Genomic DNA, 17,035 nt, shown 5'->3' on the forward strand with positions numbered 1-17,035 from the left:
AATGTACTCTTTACTACGTTCTATCTTATTTCAGCTCGATGCTGAGCGTTCTCATCACTTATCACTAAACTCATTAAACCTAGCCAAAAAGCTGAGCTTAACGGGACTGTTGGCAAAACCGATGGTGAATGATCCTGTAGAGGTGATGGGGCTAAAGTTTCCAAATCGAGTGGGCTTAGCCGCTGGTTTAGACAAAAATGGTGAGTATGTCGATGCCCTTAGTAGTCTAGGTTTTGGCTTTGTGGAAGTTGGAACGGTAACGCCTCGCCCTCAGCCGGGGAATCCTAAGCCGCGCTTGTTCAGAATTAAAGAGGCCGAAGCGATCGTGAATCGCATGGGCTTTAATAATGACGGTGTTGAGCAACTGTTAGAAAATGTCAGTAAGGCTCAGTACGATGGTGTGTTAGGCATCAATATCGGGAAAAACTTCGATACTCCTGTAGAAAAAGCAGTTGATGACTACTTGATTGGTATGGAAAAAATATACCAAAAAGCGGATTACATGGTGGTCAATATTTCTTCTCCTAATACTCCGGGCTTACGTGACTTGCAGTTTGGAGAGACGTTAAAAGCTCTGCTGGGAAGTTTAAAAGAGAAGCAACATCAGCTGCATAACGAATACGGTGTTTACAAGCCGCTAGCGATTAAGATCGCGCCAGACTTGTCGAGCGACAATATCCAAGAATTAGCGCAAACCTTTACTCAATTTGAGATGGATGGTGTTATTGCGACCAATACCACCTTTGATCGAAGCCAAGTTGAAGGCATGAACAATGCTGATGAGCAGGGAGGGTTAAGCGGTAAGCCATTGGCTACACAATCGACCAAGGTTATCCAAAACTTGGTCGAAGCGATGAATCATAAAATTCCTGTGATTGGCGTTGGTGGTATTCATAATGCTGAAACAGCGATTGAAAAAATAGAAGCCGGCGCTTCATTAGTGCAGGTATATTCGGGCTTTATTTACGAAGGCCCACAACTGATACACACAGCGGCCCAAGCTCTCAAAGAGCGTTTTAGCCACTAGTAACCGAGAATAATTATGCAGTTTTATGCTATTTGTCCCAAAGGTGTCGAAGGATTACTTGCCGACGAACTCAAGTCTTTTGGTGCAACCAACATTAAAGAACACCCCACGCACATCGCTTTTGAGGGTGATCTCAAACTGGCTTATACCAGTTGTTTACATTCTCGGTTAGCGAATAGAGTCTATTTATGTCTACTCGACGATAATTTTGAATCCGTAGATGAACTCTATCAAAAGGTTAATACTATCGAGTGGAGCTGGCACTTTGATTTCAAGCAAACCTTTTTGGTTAACTGTGTGGCTCGAAAGAACAAGCATATTCGTCACTCTGGTTTCGGTGGGCAAAAAGTCAAAGACGCTATTGTCGATTATTTCATGGAGCGTTATGAGCAGCGTCCGTCGGTGGATAAAGAGAATCCTGATTATCGTGTGCATGCGCTGGTTAATGGCAACCAAATTAAAGTAGGAATCGATCTCTGTGGCCATGGTCTAAACCAGCGAGGCTATCGAGAAGAAGGTGGTCGTGCACCGATTAAAGAAAACTTAGCCGCAGCGTTGTTAATAAGAGCGAATTGGCCGGCTTTGGCGGAAGAAGGGTATGATTTTCACGACCCTATGTGTGGTAGTGGAACCCTGCTGATTGAAGCCGCAATGATGGCAGCAAAGGTTGCTCCAGGATTACTCAACAACAATTATGCCTTTAAAACATGGAAACAGCACGATGACGAGCTTTGGCAAGATATATTAAGTCAGGCTAAGGAAATTGCTGAAAAAGGCAAAGAGACGCTTAAAAGCCACTTCTATGGCAGCGATAGTTTCCGCAAGAACCTGCCGTTAGCTAAAGATAATTGCCAAGCGAGTGGTCTTTCAGAGTTCATCACTATTGAAGAACAAGATATTCGCCACCCGAAAAAAGAACCGATCAGCGAAAAAGGATTAATGTTATCCAATCCTCCTTACGCCGAGCGCTTAGGCGAGGAGGAAGAAGTCACTCAGTTATACCGTGACTTCGGCGATTATATGAAAGTTCGTTGCGACGGGTGGAGGGCAGCGTTTATTACTACCGATGAGCAGTTCGCTAAGGCTGTGGGTATTCGCTCTCATAAGCAGTACAAATTTAAGAATGGTGCTCTCGACTGTAAGTTGTATCTGTTTGAGGTATCGGAAAGTAATTATTACAAGCCGTTTGATCCCACGCGCTGGAACCCTGACTGGGAAAACAATTTAGCCGACGGTGCGGTCATGCTGAAAAATCGTATGCGGAAAAATATGCAACGATTGAAATCTTACTTGAAGCAAAACGATGTGACTTGTTATCGGCTTTATGATGCTGATTTACCTGAGTATGCTGCTGTTGTTGATGTCTATGATGATGAAGTCCATATTCAGGAGTACATGCCACCTAAGGACATCCCTGAAAAAGTGAGTCGTAAGCGTCTACAAGATATTGTCAGAGTAACGGCGGGCTTGTTAGAGATTCCTGAAGTTAATATTCACTTAAAACAACGTCAAAGACAAAAAGGTAAGCAGCAATACACCAAACAGTCGGGTGAAGAAGGCTTTAAAGTAGTCCATGAGAATGGCTTTAACTTTCAGGTCAACTTAAAGCAATACCTTGATACTGGGTTATTCCTTGATCATCGTAAGACCAGAAAAATGATACTGAGCGAAGCTGAAGGGAAGAAATTTCTTAACTTATTCGCTTATACCGGCTCTGTGAGCGTCTATGCAGCGCTTGGTGGTGCCTCTACTACAACCGTTGATATGTCTAGAACCTACCTTGATTGGGCAAAGAAGAACTTTAGCCTTAACGGTATCACTCCTTATGGACATAGTTTCGTACAGTCTGATTGTATGCAGTGGCTTGAAGAGAATAGTGACGCTAAACAGTATGATTTAATTTTTCTGGATCCGCCGACTTTCTCCAATTCGAAGCGAATGAACACAACTTTTGACGTACAGCGAGATCAAGAAAGTCTTATCTCAATGACCATGAAGTTATTAAAACCCCGTGGAAAACTGTATTTTTCAAATAACTTCAAAAAGTTTGCAATGGACACTGCGATTAATGAAAACTATCAAGTGCAAGAAGTAACAGGAAAAACCTTACCACCTGACTTTAAAAATAGTAGAAACCATCATCGATGTTGGTTAATTCAGCATAAATAAAAAAAAGCCCAGCAATTGCTGGGCTTTTTCCTTTTGCGTAAAGCTCTACAGTCGTATTACTTTTTCTTCTTAGTAACACGCTTCTTAGCAGGAGCTTTCTTTTTGGTAGCTGCTTTTTTCTTAGCTGGGGCTTTTTTCTTAGCCGGAGCTTTCTTTTTAGCAGGTGCTTTTTTCTTGGCTGGAGCTTTTTTCTTAGTCGCTGCTTTCTTTTTAGCAGGCGCTTTTTTCTTAGGAGCGGCTTTCTTTTTAGTTGCAGCCTTCTTTTTAGCTGCTGCAGCTTTAGCCTTGGCTTTCGCTTTAGCTTTCTTTTCAGCAGCCTTTTTCTTGGCGGCTGCTTTCTTAGCGGCGGCTTTTTCACGTGCAATACGTTTCTTTTCCGCTGCTTTTGCTTTTTTCTCTTCTTTGGCAGCCCAGTCTTTCTCGAACTTGGCAATCGCTTTCTCTAAAGCTTCTTGCTTTCTTGCTGCTGCTTTTCCATCCGTTAAAGCTTGTTTCGCTTTATCTTGTGCTTTTACAGCTTGGTTTACAGCTGTTTTAGCTTTCTTGGCTGCGTCTTTCGCTTTTTTAGCAGCTGCCTTGTTAGTTTTGTTTGCTTTGTCTTTTGCTTTTTTAGCAGCGACCTTAGCTTTGTCGTTAGCTTTTTTTGCAGCGTCACGAGCTTTTTTTGTAGCGCTCGCTGCTTTCTTCGCTGCAGCTTCAAGCTGCTTTACCGTTGGAGACTTTGGCTTTGATTTTTTCGCCGCAGTTTTAATGGGTTGTCTAGCCATGATTGTTTCCCCTATTTGTCGTGTGATGTTTTGATTAAATTTCAATCAAATTATACGAAAAGAATTTTGTAATGTTAAACATTAATTATGCTAAAGTTGCCTTATTGAACTGTTTTTTGATGTTTTTTATTAAAAACTATGCCAAATAAGCAAGAAATAATTTTTTTTACCACTTTTGGTTGTCATTTGTGCGAACAAGTTGAAGCAATGATTTTTGCTTTAAACCAACAAAAAAATTTAGCAAATCGTTTTGACATTATCGCGTTCGATATTATCGATGATGAAAAAATTTTAGCGGAATATCGAACAACAATTCCTGTATTAAAAAACACATCGACCAGTGAAAAATTATTTTGGCCGTTTTCTTTTGAAGAACTCGATGATTGGTTGGACTAATTTTTTAAATCGATCTGCGCTTACGTTCGACTTTTTTATGTTTGTTGTTAAGACAACGAATCGTTAATTTTTTTGCTGTTTATTCAGTAGCGACCTAAATCGCCAATTTGGCGATCATTTTCGTCTGAGTGTTAATTCTTAGGTCACACTTCACTAACCCATACCGTTGCTTCTCACATAATACGTATTTGCCTTGACAAAATAGCGTTTTGAACGTATGTTTCAAACAAGTGTTTTAGTGCGAAATAGCTTACAATCTATGAGTTTACATGATTCAACCCAGACAAAGATTCTTGATGCTGCGGAGTTTTTATTCGCAGAACGTGGATTTGCAGAAACTAGCTTAAGGACCATCACAGGACGAGCAAAAGTGAATTTGGCCAGTGTTAATTATCACTTCGGCTCCAAAAAGTCGCTGATACAGGCTGTGTTTGATCGTTTTTTACAGGATTTCACCTCTCAGTTAAGTGTGCGCTTGGAAGAGCTAGAGCAGCAACCGGCAAATGAACTACAGGCTGAAACCTTGTTATCGGCGTTAATTGAGCCGCTATTGTCCTTGAATAATACTCGTAATAACTCAGTGTCGATTTTTATGCGTTTGCTCGGAAGGGCTTATGCGGAGACTCAGGGGCATTTACGTCGTTATGTTACTGAGCGATATGGGCATGTTCTGGTTCGTTTTACGCACTTATTTCAAAAAGGGTACCCCGAGTTAAGTAATGACCAAATCTTTTGGCGTTTACATTATATGTTGGGAAGCTTAATTTTTACTTTGGCCGGTAGCGATGCTTTGCGCCAAATTTCAGAAGCAGATTTCAATCGTAGTCTAGAAGTTAAAGATGTTATCCAAGAAATGGTACCGTTTTTAGCTGCAGGCATGAAAGCATAATTTAATAGAAGTTTTGAGGAAGAGAAATGATAGGGTTAATTGAGCTGTTAATCATGTTAGTCGTTGTTGGCTACTGTGCCTACCAACGTTTAGCGATGAAGAACGCAATGCTTATTAATGGTGTAGCGCTTGTTGTGCTGCTGTTTACATTGGATAACTCTTGGGGCTTTTATGTGTCACTGGTTATTTATGGCATTGTCTCTTTATTTTATTTCTTACCTGATCTTCGTGTGGATTGGATCTCACGCAAACTGTATCACTTTATGCAGCAAGTGTTGCCACCCATGACTGAAACGGAAAAGACGGCTCTAGAAGCTGGTGATGTTTGGTGGGAAGGTGAGTTGTTCCGTGGTAAGCCCGACTGGAACACGCTTCTTAATTACAAGAAGCCTGAGTTAACAGAAGAAGAGCAATCTTTTGTCGATAATGAAACGGAAGAGCTTTGCTCAATGCTTGATGATTGGGATATTGTTCATAAGCGCAAAGATTTGCCACCTGAAGTGTGGCAGTTCATTAAAGATAAAGGCTTTTTGGGAATGATTATTCCGAAAAAGTATGGCGGTAAAGGTTTCTCTGCACTAGCGCATTCAACGGTTGTGACTAAGATTGCTACTCGAAGTGGTAGTGCGGCCGTAACCGTCATGGTGCCAAACTCATTAGGTCCTGGTGAATTGTTATTACATTACGGCACTGATGAGCAAAAAGATTATTACTTACCTCGACTCGCTGAGGGTAAAGAAATTCCATGTTTTGCACTAACGTCGCCTGTGGCTGGTTCTGACGCCGGTGCTATCCCGGATAAAGGTATCGTCTGTAAAGGTGAGTTTAACGGTGAAGAAACGTTAGGTATCCGCATTACCTGGAACAAGCGTTACATCACCTTGGCTCCAGTAGCGACTATTGTTGGCCTAGCATTCAAGCTGTATGACCCTGAAGGGTTGTTGGGTGACAGCGACAAAGAAGATTACGGTATTACTTGTGCTTTAATACCTGCCGATCATCCTGGTGTTGAAATTGGCCGTCGACATTTGCCAATGAACCAAGCCTTTATGAACGGCACTACGACGGGTAAAGATGTGTTTATTCCAATGAGTATGCTCATCGGTGGTCAAGATTATGCTGGCCAAGGTTGGCGCATGCTGATGGAAAGTTTGGCAGCTGGTCGCTCAATTTCATTGCCGGCTATGGGAACTGCCGTTGCTAAGCTGTCATATCGCATGACAGGGGCTTACGCCTTAGTTCGTGAACAGTTTAAGTTACCGATTGGTCGCTTTGAAGGTGTTGAAGAAGCCATGGCTCAAATTGCTGGCTTGGCTTATCGTACCGAAGCTAGTCGTGTCATGACCGCTGGAGCTGTTGATCTTGGTGTGAAACCGTCGGTGGTATCAGCGATTGCCAAATACCACATGACTGAAATGGGTCGAGATATTATGAGCCATTCTATGGATATTCATGCGGGCCGTGCCATTATCATGGGCGAGCGAAATTATCTTGCTAATGGCTTTATGAGTCAGCCCATTGGTATCACGGTTGAAGGCGCTAATATTTTAACCCGAAACTTAATGATTTTTGGCCAAGGCGCGATCCGTTGCCATCCGTATGTTTTGCGTGAAATGTTAGCCGCACAGCTTGAAGACCAAGAAGAAGGCGTTAAGCGATTCGATAGTTTGTTATTCCGTCATATTGGTTATGGCGTGAGTAACTTCTTCCGCACGCTTGGTCTTGGCGTGACCGCTGCGAAGATTGCTGATAAGCCTGTTGCTGGTGAAACCGGTCGTTATTATCAGCAACTGACTCGCATGAGTTCTGCTTTAGCGTTAACGTCCGATGTCGCCATGGGTATGTTGGGTGGTGACTTGAAGCGTAAAGAACGTTTATCGGCGCGACTGGCTGATGTGTTAAGTCACTTATACTTATGCTCAACCGTGCTGAAGTATTATGAAGACCAAGAGCGTCCTTTAGCTGACTTGCCTTATGTGCGCTGGAACATGGAGTATGGCTTACATAAGATCCAAGAAGCTTTTTATGATTTTTACGAGAACTTCCCGAATAAAGTTGTTGGTAAAGGGTTACGTTTCATTGCGTTCCCGTATGGTAAAAGTTATAGCCGACCATCGGACAAATTAGAGCGTGAGCTAGTCATGCCAATGATGAAAGACTGTGAAATCCGCGATCGTATTACTCAATACGCTTATATTGGTAAAACTGATGACGATGTCACTGGTCGTGTTGAGTTGGCGTTTAAGAAGGTTTTGGCTGCTGACCAAGTACGCTATAAACTTCGTAAAGCAATGAAAGCGAAAGAGCTGGATAAAAACCTCACCAATATGGAGCGAATTGAGCAGGCGATTGAGAAAGGCATCATTAATGCTGAAGAGCAACAAATTCTCACCGATGCTGAAACTGCCCGTATGGATGTGATACAGGTTGATGATTACTCCAATGATCAAATATCGGGTGTGGTAGATTAATTATTGTTCAAACCATAAAGGCGCCTAAGGGCGCCTTTTTCATATAAATCAAAAAGTTAACCTCTTGTCTAACCAGTCTTTTGAATTTATCTATTGCGATGATTATTTGGTATTCTATGGCATTGAGTTTATGATATAGGATAGACCAGATAAGGATTTCCCCACATTTATAGTTGGATTAGATAATTTAAGAGACCGAATATATGTCAAAAGATAAATTAGTTATTTTTGATACGACTTTGCGTGATGGTGAGCAAAGTCCTGGCGCGTCAATGGATAAAGAAGAAAAATTAGAAATCGCGCAACAATTAGAAAAGATGAGAGTTGATGTTATCGAAGCGGGTTTTGCGGTTGCAAGTCCTGGAGATTTCGAAGCGGTAAAACTGGTTGCTGATACCATCAAGGATAGCACGATTTGTTCACTCTCTCGTGCCGTAGCAAAAGATATTGAAGTCGCTGGTGATGCCTTAAAAGGCGCTAACTCGGGCCGAATTCATACCTTTATCGCGACGTCACCTTTGCACATGAAGCATAAGCTTCAGATGGAGCCTAATGATGTGATTGAGCAGGCTGTTAAGTCTGTTAAATTAGCGCGTAGCTTGTGTGATGACGTTGAGTTTTCATGCGAAGATGCGGGGCGTTCAGAGTTGGACTTTATGTGCCGTATCATCGAGCAGGTGATCGATGCGGGCGCTCGCACCATCAACATTCCGGACACTGTAGGCTATAACATGCCTGATCAGTATGCGAATACGATCCAACAGTTAATCGAGCGCATTCCTAATTCTGATAAAGCGATTTTCTCAGTCCACTGTCACAACGATTTAGGTTTGGCGGTAGCGAACTCACTCGCCGCGGTTCAAAAGGGCGCGCGTCAAGTAGAGTGTACGATTAATGGTCTTGGTGAGCGTGCGGGTAACGCATCGCTAGAAGAAGTGGTTATGGCGATCAAAACTCGTCCAGACTACTTTAATGTGGATGTCGACATTGATACGCGTCATATCGTACCGACGTCGCAACTGGTCTCGAAAGTGACTGAGTTTGCAGTGCAGCCTAACAAAGCGATCGTGGGCGATAACGCTTTTGCTCATGAGTCCGGTATTCATCAAGATGGCGTATTAAAAAATCGTGAAACCTACGAAATTATGCGTGCTGAAGATGTAGGTTGGGCAAATAACCGCATGGTATTGGGTAAGCACTCAGGACGAAATGCCTTCAAAAGTCATTTAGCTGGGCTAGGCATTCAGTTTGATAATAACGATGATCTGAAGCAAGCCTTTGTTGCCTTTAAAGAGCTTGCGGATCGAAAGCACGACATTTTAGATGAAGATTTGTTGAGCTTGGTCAAGCGTTAATGAGACCGGTGGCATAATATGACTCATTGGAATCGAGCCTATCTGGATGCATTAGAGGTACCTGTGTGGGTACCTCTGAGCGTTCAGGAGGAAGAAAAAGTCGCTCAGCCCAAAGTTGAGCCTGGCGCTGATGCGGCTGCTTTAAGTCCTGAAGCTACTGAATCCAGTGCTAGTGAGTCCAGTGTTACTGAATCCAAGAGTGAGGTTAACAATGAAGTTGTTGCTTTGGCCTTTATCCAAGGTGATCAGCAAGCTGACTTTATATTTGTGGTCTCGAAAGATGCCGATAAGAGTCAAGCACAAGCAACGCTTAAAAAGCTTGAACTAGCGTGGCGCTTGTGGCTTGAACAGCCTTTCTCAGCAGCGATAGCGCAAGTAAGCGAGCCCTCGGACTCGACTACTTCTATCGAGGAGTGTCGCGGTAAAGTGATTGCCTGTGATTTGAGTGACTCCCTTGAGCATCCCAGTATTCCTGCGCCACACTTGGATTTCTCCTTGAGCAACAAAAAAGATTGGTGGAGTTTACTCCAGCGACTGCAGTAATGACGCCAACCACAGTCATTCGTCCTCTTGACGTGGAAGACTTAGAAACCATTGTGGGCATTGAACAGCAAGCCCATGCTTATCCTTGGAAAAAAAGCATCCACCTTAGTTGCATCGAGCAAGGCTACCCCAGTTTAGTGCTAGAGCAGGATAGAGCAATCACTGCTTATGTTGTGTTTAACTACCTCTATGACGAGTGTCACTTGATGAATATCACGACGAAACCGTCGCTACAAGGGCGTGGTTACGCTAGCCAACTGATTCAGACTTTATATCAACATTCGGCACTGGCTGGGATGAGCAGTGTGTTGCTTGAAGTCAGGGAGTCAAATCATCCGGCACTATCGTTCTACGCTAAAGAAGGGTTTGAAAAAATTGGTCATCGCCCTGACTATTACCCGAAAGGACTGGACCGAGAGGGCGCTGTAGTGATGAGACGTTCTCTTTCTGACTTCTTGTTGTCTTAAGTGCATTGAGTAACTTTCATCATTTCCTCTCCACCGCTTCCTTCAACACTTCTCATCTTATTGGTAGACTAGTAAGCATCTATCGTTAAACAAGGTTGTGTAATGCAACAAAAATTTAGTCAGTGGTTACAAGCCCAAGGGTATGAGTTTACGGATATTACTGCTCTGGTGATGGTGCTAGGGCTCATTGTACTCATTTCTATTGCTATACATTTCATTCTTCATCGCATCGTTTTACGCTTTGTTGATCGAATGGCGCAAAAGTCACAAAAGCGTTGGCGCAAAGCGTTCTTCGAGCGCAAATTATTCACACGAATCGCTTTAGTGGTACAGGGTGTCATCATCTATATCCAAGCGGGACTGTGGTTAAAACCGGAAACTGCAGTACTTGAGTGGGTGCAGACTACTTCATTGTTGTGGGTACTGCTGTATATTCTACTCTCTGCTTTTTCTTTGCTCGATGCTCTGTTGGATATATCACAAGGGGAGTCTCGTTTTCGAGGGTTGCCGCTGAGAGGTTTGTTCCAGAGCGTTAAGCTGGTCGCGACGATTGTCGTTATTATTCTTGCGATTTCAGCACTGGCAGGTAAGTCACCATTGATTATTCTCAGTGGTTTAGGAGCCATGACGGCGGTGGTGATGCTGGTCTTTAAAGACCCTATTTTGGGGTTGGTGGCAGGCATTCAATTGTCGGCTAATGACATGCTGGAAGTTGGAGACTGGCTTGAAATGCCGTCTTATGGTGCTGATGGCGACGTGATTGAGATCGCCTTAACAACGGTTAAAGTTCGAAACTGGGATCAAACCATTACCACAGTGCCAACCTATGCCTTAATTTCAGACTCGTTCAAAAACTGGCGCGGCATGATGGACATCGGAGGCCGACGCATTATGCGACAGGTGTTAGTTGATGCTACTAGCGTTGAGTTTTTATCGGATGATGATATTGCTAGATTAAAAAGAGCGCGCTTACTTGAGCCTTACCTAGAAGAGCGACAAAAAGAAATCAGTCAATATAATGAAGAGAACCAGTTTGATCTCAGCTCACGAGCTAATGGTCGTCGATTAACCAACCTAGGCACCTTTAGAGCTTACTTGCTCAGTTATCTCGAAAATCGAGAGGATATCCGACAGGATTTGACTTTATTGGTGCGTCAGGGACAGTCTTCCTCAACGGGTATCCCGATAGAGGTGTATGCTTTTACCGCTACTACCAAGTGGGCAGAGTACGAAAATATACAATCGGATATTTTTGATCATATCTTTGCTGTTCTGCCGGAGTTTGGTTTGCGTTTACATCAATCTCCAACAGGGCACGACATTTCGAAGCTCGCCATGCCTCAAGATAACGCGGTTAATGGTCGCGAATCTACCCAGAAATAGCTTATAATGCCCGCTTTTGCGGGCTTTCATCCCCAATACTTTATAACCTTGAAGAGAGTGGCATGTCTAAATTGACGTCTGAAATTGAGAATCGTCGAACTTTTGCAATTATTTCGCACCCGGATGCAGGTAAAACAACCATTACCGAAAAAGTCTTGTTATTTGGTAAGCAAATTCAAGAAGCAGGCGTGGTTAAAGGCCGTAAAGGCAAGCATGCCACGTCTGACTGGATGGAAATGGAGAAAGAACGTGGTATCTCGGTGACTACCTCGGTGATGCAGTTTCCGTATGGTGGTAAAACGGTGAACTTATTGGATACACCAGGCCACGAAGACTTCTCTGAGGATACTTATCGAACGTTAACTGCGGTTGATTCAGCGTTGATGGTCATTGATAGCGCGAAGGGTGTTGAGGCTAGAACGATTAAGCTGATGGAGGTCTGCCGATTACGTGACACGCCAATCGTGACCTTCATGAATAAAATGGACCGCGATATTCGTGACCCTATTGAGTTGCTTGATGAAGTCGAAGACGTCCTAAAAATCAAGTGTGCCCCCGTGTCATGGCCGATAGGTATGGGCAAGCAATTCAAAGGTGTTTATCACTTGTTGGAAGATAAGACCTACCTGTATAAATCAGGCCAAGGCCATACCATCCAAGAGGAACGCATCATTGAAGGCTTAGATAACCCAGAGCTTGATGAGGCCATAGGTAGTCTTGCGGATGACTTGCGAGATGAGCTTGAGTTAGTGCTGGGAGCGAGTCATGAGTTTGATCTCCAAGAATTCCTTGATGGTCAATTAACGCCGGTCTTTTTTGGTACTGCGTTGGGTAACTTTGGTGTTGATCACATGTTGAATGGCTTGGTTGAGTGGGCGCCATCTCCGCTACCTCGTGAAGCCGATAACCGAGATGTTCCGGCAACTGAAGACAAGTTCACAGGGTTTGTGTTTAAGATACAGGCCAATATGGACCCGCAGCACCGTGATCGTATTGCCTTCGTTAGAATTTGTAGTGGTAAATACCAGAAAGGCATGAAAATGCGTCATGTGCGCTTAGGTCGTGATATTGCAGTAAATAATGCACTGACGTTTTTAGCAGGTGACCGTGAGCACCTAGAAGAAGCTTATGCCGGTGATATTATTGGTTTACATAATCACGGCACGATTCAGATTGGTGATACTTTTACTGAAGGCGAAGAACTGAAGTTCCGCGGTATTCCAAACTTTGCTCCCGAGCTATTTCGTCGCGTCCGTTTGCGCGATCCAATGAAGAACAAAGCGTTACTAAAAGGTTTGGTTCAGCTATCAGAAGAGGGTGCAACACAGGTCTTCAGGCCGCAAAACTCGAATGATTTAGTGTTAGGAGCGGTGGGTGTTCTGCAGTTCGACGTAGTTGCAGCTCGCTTAAAAAATGAATATAAAGTAGAGTGTATCTATGATCAGGTGAGCGTCGCGACTGCGCGCTGGGTCACTTGTGATGATGATAAGATGTTTGAAGAGTTCAAACGAAAAAATGCCGATAACATTGCTCTTGATGGTGGGGATAACTGGAGTTACTTGGCACCAACCATGGTCAATTTGAATTTAGCCATGGAGCGTTGGCCTGACGTTAACTTCCTAGAAACACGAGAGCACTAGACTAGGACACTAATAAAAACTATGTTTAAGCCTAAGCACAAAGCACCTAATATCCGATTATTTGATAGTCATTGCCATCTAGACTTTCCGGTTTTTGATAATGACCGCGATGCTATTTTTGAGCAAATGCGAAAAGTCGGTATTGAGGGTGTTTTGATCCCCGGCGTTAAAAAGGAAAATTGGCGATTTATTCGCCAATTAGCCGCGATTAAACCGGGAGTTCATGTTGCGCTTGGCCTTCATCCGATGTTCTTAAAAGAGCATCGTAAAGAACATATCCATGATTTAGAATTGGCCGCGGGCATTAAACCCCTGGCAGCGATTGGCGAAATTGGACTCGATTATTATGAAAAGAATCTTGATAGAAAGGTTCAGATCGCCTTGTTTAAAGCCCAGGTTGAAATTGCTAAATCGTGCAAGTTACCCATTGTTTTACATGTCAGAAAAGCTCATGAAGACGTATTACTGTATTTAAAAACCATGAAATTCCAAGAGGGCGGTATCGTCCATGCTTTTAACGGCAGTATGCAGCAGGCTGAGCGCTACCGTGAGCTAGGCTTCAAGCTGGGATTTGGTGGCGCGATGACTTATGAGCGCTCTGTTAAGCTCAGAGAGTTAGCTAAAAATCTATTGTTGTCGGATATTGTATTGGAAACTGATGCGCCTGATATGATGCCTGCTGGTTGTGAGAAAGATCACAATAGCCCTTTAAACATTTTCCAGAACTTCAACACGCTTGTTGAGCTACGGAGTGAGTCAGCAGAAGAGATTGCCCTGCAAACCTCTCAAAACTCGAGAATCGCTCTTCGCGTATCTTAATGTACAAAATCTAAGCACTTCACACTTTAGATGTATCTCAATTGTTATTCATGGTTGATTAAGCTATAAAGCCGAAGCTTGTGTCTTTTTCTATTCTTTTAAGATCAAGCACTTATAATCAATTAATAAATAACAAATGGGGATAATCATGGATAAAAATATTTTTTTTCCACCCGTAAAAAAGTTATTGGTGGCTGGCGCTGTATTTGCTGCGTTCGGCTTCAATAACACCACTATAGCTGCGGAAGATGACGCCAGTGCTGAAGCTGAAAGCATTGTCGTTACCGGTTCTCGTATCAGACAAGCACAAGCTGAAGGTTCTAATCCGGTTCAAGTATTATCACGTGAAGACTTGGAACGTACAGGTTTGAAAACTGTGGGTGATATTTTACAACGTTTGCCAGCGGCTGGTTCTGCGCTGAACACCCGCTTCAATAGTAGCGGTAACTTCGGTTTTCCACCGGATGGTGGTGGTATCGGAGCTGGTGCCGCGGAAGTAGCGTTACGCCACTTAGATGCTAAGCGTACATTAGTATTGGTTGATGGGGTTCGTTGGGTTAACGGTTCATCAGCGTCGGGTGTATCAAACTCTGTGGATTTAAATACGATTCCTATTAGTATTATCGACCGTATTGAAATTTTAGAAGATGGCGCTTCATCCATTTATGGTTCTGATGCGATTGCAGGTGTTGTAAACGTCATCACACGTAAAGATTTTGACGGCTTTGAATTTAATGCCTACGGCGGTGCTTATGATGAAGGTGATGGTGAGACTGGTCAGTTTGACTTAGCTTTTGGCGCGCAAGGTGACCGTCACCGTGTATTCTTTAGTATCAGTCACTACGATCAGCAAAAAGTTGATTCTTTTGAACGTGAGCTTTCAGTATTCCCTACGCCGGGTACTGGCTTAACGCGTGGTAGTTCAGGTACGCCCCAAGGTCGTTTCCTATTTTTCGGACAAGACAATGACAATGATGGTAACCCAGATGTTGTTAACTTAACGATTAATGACGGTGTGACTGGTATCCCTAACTATGATCCGAACAACCCTGGTGGTCCTGGAGATGATTTCCATGTCTTTACCAACAACGATCGATTTAACTTCGCATCGTACAATTTGTACGTAACACCAAGTCAAAGAACATCGATTTTCGGTCAAGCAGATTATCAAATTACGGATAACGTAAACTTCTATGCGAAAGCATTGTATAACAACCGTAAATCTACAAACCAAGCTGCTCCAGAGCCTATTTTCATTGGTCCAGATGCGGGTACTGGCGGTCTAGCTGATACAGTGATTGTTCATGAAACTAACCCATACAACCCGTTTGGAATGACGTTAGATTCTTCGAACTTTATTTTCGCTGGTCGTCGTCCAATCGAAGGTGGACCACGTGTCTTCCGTCAGAATGTTGATACCAGCTATATTGGCCTAGGTTTCAATGGTGATTTTGTCGCCGGCGATAATGTCTTCTTCTGGGATGTGAACTACAACCACGGTAAAAACTACGCGACTCAGATTAAGCGTGGTGGTTATAACATCCGTCGTATCAAAAATGCGTTAGGTCCATTGGCTGACTGTCAAGCAATGGAAGGCTGTGTGCCGCTTAACTTGTTTGGTGGTCAAGGCGATGGTTCAGGGACTATCACTCAGGAAATGTTGGATTATATTCAATTCATTCAAAAAGATGCGAGTGAAAACGTTATAGATACTCTGTCTGCGAATATCTCGGGTGATTTGTTTGAAATGCCGGCGGGTTACTTCTCGTTTGCGGCAGGTATCGAGTCTCGTGAATATCGTGGTTTCTTCGAGCCAGATCCGGTTGTCGTCGCAGGCGATAGTAATGGTGTTCCATCTTCGCCAACGAGTGGCTCTTATGAAGTGGACGAATATTACGCTGAGTTTAAAGTGCCGTTATTAGCTGACGTTGCAGCTGCGGAAGAGTTAACGCTCTCACTGGCAGCTCGTACTTCGGACTACAGTACTTTTGGTACTGAAACGACAACTAAAGCCGGTGTACTATGGCGTGTTACAGATGAGTTAATGTTCCGTGGTTCGATTTCGGAAGGTTTCCGCGCACCGAGTATTGGTGAGCTGTACTCTTCAGGCTCTCGTTTCGATGCAACCTTAGCTGATCGCTGTAGCGATTACGCTGGTACTCAGTATGAAGCGAACTGTCAGGCACTTGGGGTTCCTGGTACTTACACTCAGTTAAACAGTCAAATTTCTGTGACAACAGGTGGTAATGAGGACCTAAAGGCTGAAACTTCAGATAGTCAAACACTTGGTTTTGTATATAGCCCACAGTGGGTCAACTCTGTTGACTGGATTAACACCTTGGATTTCAAAGGTACTTACTATAAACACGAGATAGAAGGAGCTGTTCAAGCAATTGACGCTCAGACACAGTTAGACTTGTGTGTTAATACCTTGGATTCGCTGTATTGTGATGGCATTAGCCGTGCGTCTACTGGCGCTATTAATGGTTTCAATAACCGTCTTGTTAACATCGGTGGTATTGAAACTTCGGGCTATGATCTGAGCATCTCTTACACAGCACCGCAGTCTGATTGGGGTATGTTCTCAGTAACTTGGTTTAATACTTTTGTTAGCGAATATATCGAAGAGTCGCTTGGCAACCGTGTTGACTTAGCAGGTATTGAACGCAATGATTCGGGGATTCCTGAATGGAAATCAGTATTAACCTTAGGCCTTAATCAAGATGACTGGGGCTTAAGCTGGACGGTTCGTTATGTGGATAGCTTAACGGAAGACTGTACAGATTTCCTTGATGGTACTTCTGATAGTTTGACGGCGTTGGGTTTATGCTCTAATCCGAATACTGCTGATGAATCAATGTCGAAGAATGAACTAAGCTCTCGTGTTTATAACGATATACAGTTTAGCTACTTCCCTGATGTTGACGGTATGGATATGGAGCTGAACGTTGGTGTGAATAACTTCTTAGATGAAGAACCACCAGCATGTTATAGCTGTTCATTAAATGGTTATGATCCATCAGTTTATGATCCTGAAGGTGTGTTTGCTTATGCTTCGATTAAATTGAAGTTCTAAGCTAACCAAACCAAAAAAAAAATGGGGCTTCGG

The 17,035-nt window shown here is 43.4% G+C and carries 12 protein-coding genes and 1 pseudogene; 12 read left to right on the top strand and 1 reads right to left on the bottom strand.

The annotated features are described in order from the left end of the window. Nucleotide 1: 1 nt before the first annotated feature. Nucleotides 2–1,027, top strand: coding sequence for a quinone-dependent dihydroorotate dehydrogenase (locus tag TQ33_RS03220; protein ID WP_046560793.1), 1,026 nt, complete (start codon nt 2–4; stop codon nt 1,025–1,027). Nucleotides 1,028–1,042: 15 nt separating this feature from the next. Beyond that, nucleotides 1,043–3,196: a bifunctional 23S rRNA (guanine(2069)-N(7))-methyltransferase RlmK/23S rRNA (guanine(2445)-N(2))-methyltransferase RlmL gene (gene rlmKL / locus TQ33_RS03225; protein ID WP_046560794.1), complete on the top strand. Its 2,154-nt coding sequence runs from the start codon at nt 1,043–1,045 to the stop codon at nt 3,194–3,196. A gap of 56 nt (nt 3,197–3,252) precedes the next feature. Here the strand turns inward: rlmKL and TQ33_RS03230 are convergent, their stop codons facing one another. Next, complete coding sequence (locus TQ33_RS03230) at nt 3,253–3,963, bottom strand: hypothetical protein (RefSeq protein ID WP_046560795.1); 711 nt, start codon at nt 3,961–3,963, stop codon at nt 3,253–3,255. 138 nt (nt 3,964–4,101) lie between these two features. Between TQ33_RS03230 and TQ33_RS03235 the strand changes: the two genes are divergently transcribed. The 10 genes and pseudogenes from TQ33_RS03235 to TQ33_RS03280 all read left to right on the top strand — a co-directional run bounded on the left by TQ33_RS03235 (nt 4,102) and on the right by TQ33_RS03280 (nt 17,002). Then, on the top strand, nt 4,102–4,359 hold the full coding sequence (locus TQ33_RS03235) for a glutaredoxin family protein (protein WP_046560796.1): 258 nt from the start codon (nt 4,102–4,104) through the stop codon (nt 4,357–4,359). Nucleotides 4,360–4,618: 259 nt separating this feature from the next. After that, nucleotides 4,619–5,248, top strand: a complete 630-nt coding sequence (locus TQ33_RS03240; RefSeq protein WP_046562260.1) for a TetR/AcrR family transcriptional regulator — start codon at nt 4,619–4,621, stop codon at nt 5,246–5,248. 26 nt (nt 5,249–5,274) lie between these two features. Beyond that, a complete protein-coding gene (locus TQ33_RS03245; protein ID WP_046560797.1) occupies nt 5,275–7,719 on the top strand; it encodes an acyl-CoA dehydrogenase in 2,445 nt (814 codons plus the stop codon). Between the two features lie 203 nt (nt 7,720–7,922). After that, a pseudogene (locus TQ33_RS03250) lies at nt 7,923–9,065 on the top strand (2-isopropylmalate synthase); the annotation flags it as partial. 27 nt (nt 9,066–9,092) lie between these two features. Next, nucleotides 9,093–9,617: a hypothetical protein gene (locus tag TQ33_RS03255; protein WP_046560798.1), complete on the top strand. Its 525-nt coding sequence runs from the start codon at nt 9,093–9,095 to the stop codon at nt 9,615–9,617. Beyond that, nucleotides 9,617–10,084: a ribosomal protein S18-alanine N-acetyltransferase gene (gene rimI, locus TQ33_RS03260; protein ID WP_046560799.1), complete on the top strand. Its 468-nt coding sequence runs from the start codon at nt 9,617–9,619 to the stop codon at nt 10,082–10,084. Before TQ33_RS03255 ends, rimI begins: the two co-directional genes overlap by 1 nt. Nucleotides 10,085–10,186: 102 nt before the next feature. Continuing rightward, complete coding sequence (locus TQ33_RS03265) at nt 10,187–11,467, top strand: mechanosensitive ion channel family protein (RefSeq protein ID WP_046560800.1); 1,281 nt, start codon at nt 10,187–10,189, stop codon at nt 11,465–11,467. Between the two features lie 62 nt (nt 11,468–11,529). Further along, a complete protein-coding gene (gene prfC, locus TQ33_RS03270) occupies nt 11,530–13,107 on the top strand; it encodes a peptide chain release factor 3 (protein ID WP_046560801.1) in 1,578 nt (525 codons plus the stop codon). A 21-nt stretch (nt 13,108–13,128) separates the two neighbouring features. Next, nucleotides 13,129–13,926, top strand: a complete 798-nt coding sequence (locus tag TQ33_RS03275; protein WP_052735175.1) for a TatD family hydrolase — start codon at nt 13,129–13,131, stop codon at nt 13,924–13,926. 148 nt (nt 13,927–14,074) lie between these two features. After that, the gene (locus tag TQ33_RS03280) at nt 14,075–17,002 is read left to right on the top strand and encodes a TonB-dependent receptor domain-containing protein (RefSeq protein ID WP_084616903.1); all 2,928 of its coding nucleotides are present in this window, start codon (nt 14,075–14,077) and stop codon (nt 17,000–17,002) included. Nucleotides 17,003–17,035: the final 33 nt, after the last annotated feature.

Source organism: Kangiella geojedonensis (genome assembly GCF_000981765.1).
GTDB lineage: Bacteria > Pseudomonadota > Gammaproteobacteria > Enterobacterales > Kangiellaceae > Kangiella > Kangiella geojedonensis.

Excerpts from the sequence above, each read along its gene's own strand:
- TQ33_RS03220 (WP_046560793.1), top strand. The coding sequence starts at position 2 with ATGTACTCTTTACTACGTTCTATCTTATTTCAGCTCGATGCTGAGCGT.
- rlmKL (WP_046560794.1), top strand. The coding sequence starts at position 1,043 with ATGCAGTTTTATGCTATTTGTCCCAAAGGTGTCGAAGGATTACTTGCC.
- TQ33_RS03230 (WP_046560795.1), bottom strand. The coding sequence starts at position 3,963 with ATGGCTAGACAACCCATTAAAACTGCGGCGAAAAAATCAAAGCCAAAG.
- TQ33_RS03235 (WP_046560796.1), top strand. The coding sequence starts at position 4,102 with ATGCCAAATAAGCAAGAAATAATTTTTTTTACCACTTTTGGTTGTCAT.
- TQ33_RS03240 (WP_046562260.1), top strand. The coding sequence starts at position 4,619 with ATGAGTTTACATGATTCAACCCAGACAAAGATTCTTGATGCTGCGGAG.
- TQ33_RS03245 (WP_046560797.1), top strand. The coding sequence starts at position 5,275 with ATGATAGGGTTAATTGAGCTGTTAATCATGTTAGTCGTTGTTGGCTAC.
- TQ33_RS03255 (WP_046560798.1), top strand. The coding sequence starts at position 9,093 with ATGACTCATTGGAATCGAGCCTATCTGGATGCATTAGAGGTACCTGTG.
- rimI (WP_046560799.1), top strand. The coding sequence starts at position 9,617 with ATGACGCCAACCACAGTCATTCGTCCTCTTGACGTGGAAGACTTAGAA.
- TQ33_RS03265 (WP_046560800.1), top strand. The coding sequence starts at position 10,187 with ATGCAACAAAAATTTAGTCAGTGGTTACAAGCCCAAGGGTATGAGTTT.
- prfC (WP_046560801.1), top strand. The coding sequence starts at position 11,530 with ATGTCTAAATTGACGTCTGAAATTGAGAATCGTCGAACTTTTGCAATT.
- TQ33_RS03275 (WP_052735175.1), top strand. The coding sequence starts at position 13,129 with ATGTTTAAGCCTAAGCACAAAGCACCTAATATCCGATTATTTGATAGT.
- TQ33_RS03280 (WP_084616903.1), top strand. The coding sequence starts at position 14,075 with ATGGATAAAAATATTTTTTTTCCACCCGTAAAAAAGTTATTGGTGGCT.